General features: G+C 43.8%; 7 protein-coding genes and 2 pseudogenes. 5 read left to right on the forward strand and 4 right to left on the reverse strand.

What is annotated here, in order from left to right; all coding sequences use genetic code 11:
* Nucleotides 1-38: 38 nt before the first annotated feature.
* Entirely contained in the window at nucleotides 39-518 is a 480-nt protein-coding gene (locus AB4486_RS08640; RefSeq protein WP_017060589.1) for a type II secretion system protein, read from the reverse strand.
* A 250-nt stretch (nucleotides 519-768) separates the two neighbouring features.
* Nucleotides 769-2157: pseudogene (locus tag AB4486_RS08645) on the reverse strand (putative bifunctional diguanylate cyclase/phosphodiesterase); the annotation flags it as partial.
* Nucleotides 2158-2339: 182 nt separating this feature from the next.
* On the opposite strand from AB4486_RS08645, the gene AB4486_RS08650 reads away from it, so the two are divergent.
* The gene (locus tag AB4486_RS08650) at nucleotides 2340-3029 is read left to right on the forward strand and encodes a response regulator transcription factor (RefSeq protein WP_017060591.1); all 690 of its coding nucleotides are present in this window, start codon (nucleotides 2340-2342) and stop codon (nucleotides 3027-3029) included.
* Nucleotides 3022-4371: a sensor histidine kinase KdpD gene (locus tag AB4486_RS08655; protein ID WP_065584997.1), complete on the forward strand. Its 1350-nt coding sequence runs from the start codon at nucleotides 3022-3024 to the stop codon at nucleotides 4369-4371. The genes AB4486_RS08650 and AB4486_RS08655 overlap by 8 nt, the downstream gene beginning before the upstream one ends.
* A gap of 152 nt (nucleotides 4372-4523) precedes the next feature.
* Here the strand turns inward: AB4486_RS08655 and AB4486_RS08660 are convergent, their stop codons facing one another.
* Nucleotides 4524-5060 carry a GNAT family N-acetyltransferase gene (locus AB4486_RS08660; protein ID WP_050633186.1) on the reverse strand — a complete coding sequence of 179 codons (537 nt, stop codon included), beginning with the start codon at nucleotides 5058-5060 and terminating at the stop codon, nucleotides 4524-4526.
* Between the two features lie 226 nt (nucleotides 5061-5286).
* On the opposite strand from AB4486_RS08660, the gene AB4486_RS08665 reads away from it, so the two are divergent.
* Nucleotides 5287-6552 carry an HD-GYP domain-containing protein gene (locus tag AB4486_RS08665; protein ID WP_017060594.1) on the forward strand — a complete coding sequence of 422 codons (1266 nt, stop codon included), beginning with the start codon at nucleotides 5287-5289 and terminating at the stop codon, nucleotides 6550-6552.
* A gap of 135 nt (nucleotides 6553-6687) precedes the next feature.
* Here the strand turns inward: AB4486_RS08665 and AB4486_RS08670 are convergent.
* A pseudogene (locus AB4486_RS08670) lies at nucleotides 6688-7011 on the reverse strand (PTS sugar transporter subunit IIA); the annotation flags it as partial.
* Between the two features lie 187 nt (nucleotides 7012-7198).
* Between AB4486_RS08670 and AB4486_RS08675 the strand changes: the two are divergent.
* On the forward strand, nucleotides 7199-7819 hold the full coding sequence (locus AB4486_RS08675) for a hypothetical protein (protein WP_017060596.1): 621 nt from the start codon (nucleotides 7199-7201) through the stop codon (nucleotides 7817-7819).
* Between the two features lie 444 nt (nucleotides 7820-8263).
* Nucleotides 8264-9472: a NupC/NupG family nucleoside CNT transporter gene (locus tag AB4486_RS08680; RefSeq protein ID WP_017060598.1), complete on the forward strand. Its 1209-nt coding sequence runs from the start codon at nucleotides 8264-8266 to the stop codon at nucleotides 9470-9472.
* The last annotated feature ends 240 nt before the right edge of the window (nucleotides 9473-9712 follow it).

The following is a 9712-nucleotide window of genomic DNA, read 5'->3' on the forward strand; positions in this document are numbered from 1 at the left end:
TGATTTAGGCAACAACGCCGCGTGCAATCGTTGAGTATTTAACATGCACCATCAAGCACCACGATCTGTGGTTCTTTTTCTGGCTGATAAAGCACCTGACAAAAGTCTCCTTCTGGCGAATAGGTGTAGTTTTCGGTGTCGAAAGAGATGGCGGCTACTCTTTCTGCATTGCTGCCAGAGTCTACTTCTTTGTTGATGACATGAAGCTCTGTTGCGTCGATATTGAGCAGTCTTCTTAGTGAGTCAACATAGGCGATTGGGTAACCATGACAAACGTAGTAGGTCTCAATCTCCGTCTTTTCAACATAGTTGCACTCATCCTCAACGCCAGCAATCGCTGACTTCGCGTAGATCATATCGATACCCGTGCGAAGGTTACCAGCCACATCATGTATTTTACTCGCCCGAGCACTTCCTTGAACGTCTAAGAACTTGACCATAGCTGTCGCCGAAACGATCGCTAAAATTAATACAGAGATGATGAGTTCTAAAAGAGTGAAGCCGTTTTGTCTGTTCATGGTTACCGATTATTTGCTCTGCTAAAGGGACGGAATGAGGGTAATCTAAATACCAAAGTCATTACAGTTAGTGGGTATAATGGTTTGGTGTTTTATTGTGTGAATTTCTAAGTAATTTTCTTTATAAACAATAGCTTAATTATTTCCTCTTACTGTTAAATGCTATGTAAGCATACGTAAGCGTACACACCCACAGCAGCCGATTGTTTAGGAAGCATTCAAACGACTTAATTTATTGATAAATAAGTCTTTAATTGTAGGATTGTCGACCATTCAAAAACTGACTTTCGACTTCATTTGAGGGAATTGGTTTACTAAATAAAAATCCCTGAAGATACTGGTATCCACAATCGATTAAGAACGCTTTTTGCGTTTCGGTTTCGACACCTTCAGCAACCACTTTTAGCCCCAATTTTTCACAGATAGCATGGGTGGCTTGGACAATCGCTTTGCTCCCTTTGTGTGAACCGTGGACGAAGCTTTTATCGAGTTTCACGGTGCTAATCGGTAAGTCATGCAACATCGACAGTGACGAGTAGCCTGTGCCAAAGTCATCAAGGTGAAGCTCTACGCCCAATTTAGAAATATCGCTTAACGCTTGCCTGACTTCACCATGCTTGAAGATCATGGAAGATTCGGTGATCTCAAGGGCGATGCTTTGAGGTTGGATATTGTAGAAGTTCAACATTGCTAATAGCTGCTCGGCAAAGGTCGCGTGCATCTGAATACTCGAAATATTGATACTCATCATCAACTCACTATCAAACTCACGTTGCCATATCGATAGCTGTTTGAGTGCAGAGTTCAGAACCCATTTCCCGAGCGGTACAATTTGCCCCGTCTCCTCCGCTAAGCTAATAAACTCATCAGGGCCTATGTTACCTAGCTCTTTGTCTGACCATCGAAGCAAGGCTTCAAACCCTTTCACCTTGTCGCTGTTGGTGTTCATGATCGGTTGATAGTGAAGGTTGAGATCGTCGTTTTCTATGGCGCGTGCCAGTCGATGGCGGATCTCTACTTTGCGATGCAGGGTTTGTGCTAAGTCTGGGGTAAACGTTTGGAAGCGGTTTCGACCATTCGCTTTTGCAAGATGCATCGCCATACCCGCTTGCTTTAGCAATGTTTCTTGGTCAACCGCGTTATCAGGGAAATGCGCGGTACCTATGCTGCAACCGACAGATAAACTGCCGATGCCTCTGATATGGAAACTTCGGTTTAAGGCATCAATGATGCGAGAGCAAAGTAGTGGGATATTTTGATTTCGGCAGGTGTGGGCAATCACAATGAATTCGTCGCCACCAAATCGCCCTATCATACATTTCTCATCAACCAACTGTTTAAGGCGTTCACCAACCTGTTTGAGTCGTTGGTCTCCGACAGTGTGCCCATAAGTGTCATTAACTAATTTGAAGCCATCAAGGTCGACAAACATCAATTCAAACGGTGAGCGATAGGCAATGCTGGTTTCTAGAAGGTTGCTGATCCCACGGCGATTATAAAGCTCCGTTAAACAGTCGTGTTCTGCGTTGTATCTGGCTTTTATCAGCTTCTCTTTTTGCTTTGTTGTACAGGTTAGGTTTAGCAGCAGTTCGCTTTTATCAAAGAGCCACTTTCCTTGCACATCAAAATGGTGTGCTCTGAAGGAGGAAACCTTGATAAACCAAGGCGCACCGGTTGTTGGTTCTCTATTCTGTAAACGTGTATGTACAAAAGTGATTACTATGTTTTGCGTACGGTAAATGTAGGGCTCTGATTCCAATATTGATGATCTATTACCAGTATATATACTGCCTTCGATTTTAATAAATACTGGTGATAGGAATGTCGAAAACCAAAGTGCTCATTGTTGAAGATGACCAAGAGATAGCTCGTCTAACGACGCTTTACCTCGAAGCTGAAGGTTACAATGTTAGCGTTGTTCATGAAGGGAACTTGGCACTTGAAGCGATCCGTAGTATTGAACCTGATTTAGTGCTGTTGGACTTGATGCTTCCAGGGATGAGCGGCGCGCAAATTTGCCGTCAAGCCCGTGAGTTTTACAATGGAATGATTTTAGTGCTAACGGCTTCCGCCGATGAAATGAGCGAGGTCAGCTTGTTTAAATTTGGTGCGGACGATTACGTTGCCAAACCGATTCGTGGCCATGCCTTGTTAGCGCGAATTGAAGCGTTATTGCGTCGAGCGACTCCCGTAAAAACTGCGCAAGAAACTACGGCTGAAAAACAGTGCGATATTGTAATCAACAGCTCTGCTCAAAGTGCCACGCTCTACGGCCAAAACCTCAAGCTTACTTCTGCTGAATTTGAAATCTTAAACCTTCTCGTTAATAACATCTGTCAGGTCGTGACTCGAGACCAGTGCTGTCAGTTATTTAGAGGGATAGATTACGCGTTCAACGACCGCTCGATTGATATGCGCGTGTCTGGGTTACGCCGAAAGCTGCGCATTCACGCAAAAGACAAACAGTTGATTCGTACGGTTCGCAACAAGGGGTACATGCTGGTTGCGTAAGTTCATTGCTACGAAGCTTCGCTCGGTTTCGATGTTTGCTCGCTTATACCTTGGGATTGTGACTGGGATGTCGGCAACGATATTTTTGTTCTTGAACCTTGGTGAGGGGTACATGCGACGCACCGAGATCGAAACCTTCCTCAATGATGGCATCTACTTTGCGGAGCAGTATGTTCGTCAACACAATCAAGAAAACTCACTCTATAAAGAGCTCGATAGAACAGGCTACCAACAATTTTATATCTTCAATTTACGCCTGTTGGAGAATTGGTCGGGCGAGGCGCCTTGCCAACAATGTGAGTTATACACAACCTTAAACGGTGTGCCGATATATCTAAGTGATGACAACCTCTATTCGACCGTGTTTCAGCTACCAAACTCTAAATTCAGTTTTGGGTTCAGTGAGGTAGGGGACTTTTTCTCTCCTGACATTGAATGGTACGAAGACTCAGAACGACACTTTTTGTTAGGGCTGTTGTTGGCTGTGATTGTGGCGATTGGAGCAAGTGTTTACTTACCTGTGAGGCGTTTTCAAGAAAGAATAGAGTTGCTCGTCGAGAAGCAGAAACAGTTTGGTAAGGGCAAGCTTAGTACTCGATCTGACATGGACGACATCCATCCTGTTTCTGATTTGGCCAGCAGTTTTAACTTCATGGCTGAAGAGATCGAAAGCAAAGTAAAACAAAGTCATATTTTCGCTCAAGCTATCCCACACGAAGTACGAACTCCGCTAAGTCGTATTCAACTGGCGACCGATATCCTAAGAAGGGGAGCCCCCGATAATCATCAGGTTCTTTTCGATGACATTGATACCTACATTGAGGATATCAACGAGCTCACGTCAGAAATCATCATGCTGTCGAAGTTGAATGTCATGGATAACTCTTTCTTTGAGCTCGTTAAAGTGACCTCCGATCTTCGTGAGTATTGCCTAGACCGAATTCGTTACTCGAAACTAGACAATGCCACCTTTGAATCTAAGGTACAGCTAGAGTGCAAGATTAAGTGTGATTGCTCAATGGCACGCTTGGTGTTCGATAACGTTCTCAAGAATGCGGGTAATTACACACAAGACAAAGTGTGGATGACGCTGGATGAGAACTCAGAAAACTGGCTGGTGGTGATTGAAGACAATGGTTCTGGAATACCAGAGAATAGGCGTGATGAGGTATTCCTTCCGTTCTCTCGACTAGACTCAAGCAGAACGTCGACCAACGGTGGATTGGGGTTGGGCCTCGCGATTGCTCTATCGGCGGCTAAAAAACTTTCTTGGGATATCAAAATCGACGACAGCAACTATGGTGGCGCCAAGTTCAGTATCGTGATTCCTAAGATCGCATAAGCTGCAGCTTCAAGAGCTCTTCAGGCTCGTCAAATAACAAAGCCACCGACTAATACCGTGGCTTTGTTATATTCCGATTTACAAGCGAGTGACTTCTTAGTTACTACTGCCTAGAGCCTAGAGCCTAGAGCCTAGAGCCTAGAGCTTAGAGCTTAGAGCTTAGAGCGATGAAGTCCATAAATAGCGTGGTCTACGATGCGGCCATTCAAGTTCTCGTTACGAGTTATAATACCTTCTAACGTGAAATGTAAGCGCTCACAAACCTTGCGGCTGCTTTGGTTACCGGTTGCGGCTGATATCTCTACCTTTTCCATATCTAACTCATTGAAAGCAATATCAATCAGCTTCTGGACAACGCGCGTCACAATCCCCTTTCCTTGGTATGTCTCAGATAACCAATAACCTATCGTCACCTTTTGCTTATCATGATCAATAGTATTGAAACTGCAGTTACCGACGACCTTGTCTTGATACACGATCGCACAGGTCATGCTTTTCCCTTCCGCATAATCGTGTAGCGAGCGTTGGATGAAGATCCTAAAGTCTTGCTCGGTTTTACAATGTGGCGGCCACACGAGCCATTGACTTAGGTACTCATTCTGGCTTTGTGAGATTTCCGCGTAGTGAGAAGCGAAGCTCTCTTCAACCAATGCGATGGAGAGTTCGTTGTCGATAACCGTTTTAAACATGTCTTTCCTTTTCTTATGGCTGCTTATTTAAGCGAATCTTAGTCGGCAGGCTATAATGTCGCATGATTTTTAATATGCAACCATTTGTAGCACGGATTTTTCGTGATACGTTGGTTCTATCACGAAACTCATTAAACCTTACAATAGTTGTGTATATAATCATTAGCTATGCATTAGTATTAGCGGCCTAAATATATAAAAAATATAAAAATGCTAGGCTTAAATAATGAATCAACATTGCCAGGACGTGACCGTGGACTTAAGGAAGGCTCTATTCGGTATTGCTAAGGCGCTTGATAACGTCGGTTTCGAAAGTAAAAATCATGGACAGAGAGTGGGCTATATCGCGTATCGATGTGCTCTGAGTGTGGGGTGGGAAGAAGAGCAAGCGCAGCTCGCGTTCTCATTGGGGTTAATTCACGACTGCGGTGTATCGCAAATTGACGAGCAGCGTAGTTTGGTTTCAGGGTTCATTCCTGACTCGAGTTACCACCATTGTCAAAAGGGGTACCAAATTCTAAAAGAGTGCCCGGTTCTTTCTATATTCGCTAAGCCGGTTCTTTATCACCATACTCCGTGGTCTGAGCTAAGGGCTATTCATATCAGCGAGTTAGAAAGAGAACTAGCTGCCATCGTGATGCTTGCCGATAGAGTCGATTATCTATACGGCATAACCTCTTCTGATCGTTATGGAAACCTAACACCAGATGGCAAAGCGAGCATCATTGAACGTTTGACTGAACAAGCGGATGAGATGTTCGAAACCAACCTTGTGCAACACATGTGCGAGTTGGTTGATTTGGATGACTTCTGGTTTTCTATGGAGATTCCATACATCGAGAACATGAGGGATAACTTTGAACCTGTGCCATTTTTCTCCCAGCAAATGTCGCTGGATGAGACGGTGGCCTTTGCCGAGTTTATCGCCAATGTTGTTGATACCAAAAGTTCGTTTACCTTTAAGCACTCTTTAAAGGTTGGGCAGCTTTCAGAATACCTCGCCAAACAGCTGGGTTATTCCTACACCACTCAGCGCAAACTCTATCTGGCTGGGTTAGTCCATGATATCGGTAAACTGCAAACCCCTAATGACATTCTGCATAAGCCGGATTTACTCACTGAAGAAGAGTATTGCTGTATTAAACGCCATGCAACGGACACTCGATTCGCATTGCAGGAGTTGTTCAGTTCACCTCAGGTTTGTCAGTGGGCATCTGATCATCATGAAAGGTTAGATGGTTCGGGTTACCCAATGGGAAAAACGGCGGAAGAGTTGGATCAACCCAGTCGAATTGTTGCTGTGGTGGATGTGTTTCAAGCGCTAACTCAGTCTCGACCTTATCGTGGAGGCATGACGTTAGAAGAGACTCTCGCTATTTTGAGGGACCACGTTGATAACTTTAAGTTGGATCGAGAAGTGTTTGAGTGCCTTAATAAACACGCGCAATATTGCTTTGAATTATCGACAGACAAACGAATGTACGCGTTTTAACGCCACTGAATGCTTTCTAGGTGTGATGCCTTAACTCATATTCGATGAGAAATGACCAAGCACCAGAAACAGAAAAGCGATAGCCGAGGGCTATCGCTTTTTTCATGGGGGCTTATCAGGATCTTTATATCGAGATTAGTATCGCTTTAAGATCTCGATGATCGCTTGCTCAGTTTCCGCTGCGATGATGGCATCAATGTCATTATCATTTTGTAACAACTCTGATAGCGCCATAATCGTATGGATGTGGCTATCTGAGTCCATCGCCGCCAGAGTAATCGAAAGGTAAACGTCACCGTTGTCTTCTGACTCTAAATCAACACCCTTTTTGAATACCGTTACTTGCAGTGATGCTTCGTTCACACCATCTTCAGGGCGAGCATGAGGCATCGCAATTTTTGGTGCCAGAACATAGTACGCGCCGATGTCCTTGTGCTTTTGCTTGATAGCTTGAACATAATCTGTTCATTTCATAACGTTCCGTTACAAACCCTTGTTATTGACTGATGACTCAATAAATTTAACCCGATGTGTGAGCGAATTTATATAAATAACAATTATGTAAAATATTGATTTTATGAATGTTTACTCATTAAGTCGATTTTTGTTAGAACAGCCTATTCAAAACAATAAGATAGGTAAATCTATGAAAAAACTCGTCAGTTTACTGCTCGCTGCAGTATCGTTAGGGCTTTCTGGTTGTGCAACGGTATTAACAGCAGAACAAAGTGCGCCTCAACTCAATGAAGTTCCACAGGAAAAAGCGTTGACCGTCGCTGTAATCGATAAGAGACCATACGTTCTCGATCATGATAAAGAGCCAAAATTTGAGGGAATTATTCGCAGTTCGTTAGGTATTCCTTATACCTACAACACGGCGACACAGCAGCCAATGTCTCAATTTTTGACTGACAGATTGGTCGCAGGCTTGAAAAAACAGCAAGTAGCTGTTGAGTCGGTTGAGACGACGCCTGAAGAGGATATCACCAAGGTTGCTGAGCAGATGAAAGCATTCGACAACAAATCGATGATGTTTGTCTTGAATGAGTGGAAGTATGACTTCCACGCATTTACGGATAACTCTTGGTACAACGTTAATGTGATTATCTATGATGAAGCTGGTAATAAGCTACTCAGCAAAAATTTCCAAGGCGAGAATGATGTACCTGATGGTGGTGCAATCATCAATGAGATGCAACTGATCTACAAACAGCGTTTTGAAGAGATATTCCGAGATGCTGAAGTGAAAAGTGCCCTGCTAAACTAGTTATTCCCACTTTGATCTCATATTTTGAAAAAGCCACACTCTGTGGCTTTTTATTTTAATGATGGTTTTTTTGCATTATTTCTTGCTGGAAAAATTAATTATTGCGAGAAGTAGTTCGATTTGTACGCTTTATGACCGCGCGATCGTTTGCGTCAAAAAATGTGATGAAAGTCTCACTTAACTGTTTATACTTCTTTTCCGGTTTTAAGCCGGTGCTTAGCCAATACAAGCCGTCACATGGATATGTGAATGACCCCACGGACCGGACCAGCTACGTTCCACTGCTTGTATAAGGTGATTTTTTACATGAACAACTCGTTGTTACATTCGCTAACCCTGTTAGCTCCTTCATCGCGTAGCGTTTTGCTTGCGGTTCTTTGTCCTGTTCCTTTGATGTCATTTGCTTGGCTCATGTTCACTCTTTAAGGGTTACTAGGACACATTATGAATATTCTATTTGGTTTTGTCGGTGTTCTTGCACTGATTGCTTGCGCGTACCTGTTATCTGAAAGTCGTTCTTCAATTAACTGGAAAACGGTCTCTCGTGCACTATTACTTCAAATCGGTTTTGCAGCCTTAGTCTTGTATTTCCCATGGGGACAATTGGCGCTAACAAGCCTAAGTAATGGTGTTTCTAGCCTGCTTGGTTTTGCAGACGTTGGTATCGCATTCCTTTTCGGTGACCTTGCTACTGAAGGCTTCATTTTCGCGGTTCGCGTGCTTCCAATCATTATCTTCTTCAGTGCTTTGATTTCTGCGCTTTATTACTTAGGCGTTATGCAAAAAGTGATTCAAATCTTGGGCGGAGCGGTGCAAAAACTGCTGGGTACAAGTAAAGCTGAATCTCTGGTTGCTACAGGTAATATCTTCCTTTCTCAGGGTGAGTCTCCTCTTCTTATTCGTCCCTTTTTAAAGTCTATGACTCGTTCGGAACTGTTTGCTGTAATGGCAGGTGGTATGGCGTCGGTAGCGGGTAGTGTACTTGGTGGTTATGCTGGCCTTGGTGTTGAGCTTAAATACCTTATCGCTGCAAGCTTTATGGCGGCTCCGGGTAGCCTGTTAATGGCGAAGATCATTGTTCCTGAGCGCAGCACACCAAGTGACTACGACCACATTGAGCTCGATAAAGCTGACCAAAGCAACGTGATTGATGCATTGGCAAGCGGCGCGATGAACGGTATGAAGGTTGCGGTAGCGGTTGGTACTATGTTGGTTGCCTTCGTGAGTGTGATTGCGATGGTCAACACTGGCCTAGAAAGCCTAGGTGAAACGTTCGGTTTTGCGGGTATTACGCTACAAGCTATCTTTGGTTACCTGTTCTCGCCTCTTGCATGGCTGATCGGTATCCCAAGTGACGAAGTATTGATGGCGGGTTCTTACATCGGTCAGAAGATCGTTATGAACGAGTTTGTTGCTTTCATCGACTTCGTTGAGAACAAAGCTCTGTTATCTGAACATAGCCAAGTGATCGTGACTTTTGCTCTATGTGGCTTTGCTAACATTGGTTCTATCGCGATTCAGTTAGGTTCAATCGGTGTTATGGCACCAGAGCGCCGTGCTGAAGTTGCAAACTTAGGTTTGAAAGCTGTAGCTGCTGGTACGCTAGCAAACCTAATGAGTGCATGCTTAGCGGGTATTTTCATCCTGCTTTAAGCTATATTCAGTTAAAGCGGACACTTTACTTACGGAGTTAACGTAAGGAGGGTGTCCGCTTTTTTGTGCCTGTTAATCAGGCGAAATCAGGTTTTGGCCGTCGACTGTGATTTGTCTATCGTGAGTAAAAGCTCACTCGGAAGAGTAATAGAGCCAGTTCCTTTTATCCGATATACTTGAATATCATCAGGTTGCGATTAATAACATTCGGCTTCGATTAAGAACATTCGATTTCGATTG

It is taken from the genome of Vibrio sp. 10N.222.55.C6, from assembly GCF_041473395.1.
GTDB lineage: Bacteria > Pseudomonadota > Gammaproteobacteria > Enterobacterales > Vibrionaceae > Vibrio > Vibrio crassostreae_C.

What these genes read in the sequence shown, in the direction of transcription:
- AB4486_RS08650 (WP_017060591.1), top strand. Translation starts at nt 2,340, where the DNA reads ATGTCGAAAACCAAAGTGCTCATTGTTGAAGATGACCAAGAGATAGCT.
- AB4486_RS08675 (WP_017060596.1), top strand. Translation starts at nt 7,199, where the DNA reads ATGAAAAAACTCGTCAGTTTACTGCTCGCTGCAGTATCGTTAGGGCTT.
- AB4486_RS08680 (WP_017060598.1), top strand. Translation starts at nt 8,264, where the DNA reads ATGAATATTCTATTTGGTTTTGTCGGTGTTCTTGCACTGATTGCTTGC.
- AB4486_RS08640 (WP_017060589.1), bottom strand. Translation starts at nt 518, where the DNA reads ATGAACAGACAAAACGGCTTCACTCTTTTAGAACTCATCATCTCTGTA.
- AB4486_RS08660 (WP_050633186.1), bottom strand. Translation starts at nt 5,060, where the DNA reads ATGTTTAAAACGGTTATCGACAACGAACTCTCCATCGCATTGGTTGAA.
- AB4486_RS08665 (WP_017060594.1), top strand. Translation starts at nt 5,287, where the DNA reads ATGAATCAACATTGCCAGGACGTGACCGTGGACTTAAGGAAGGCTCTA.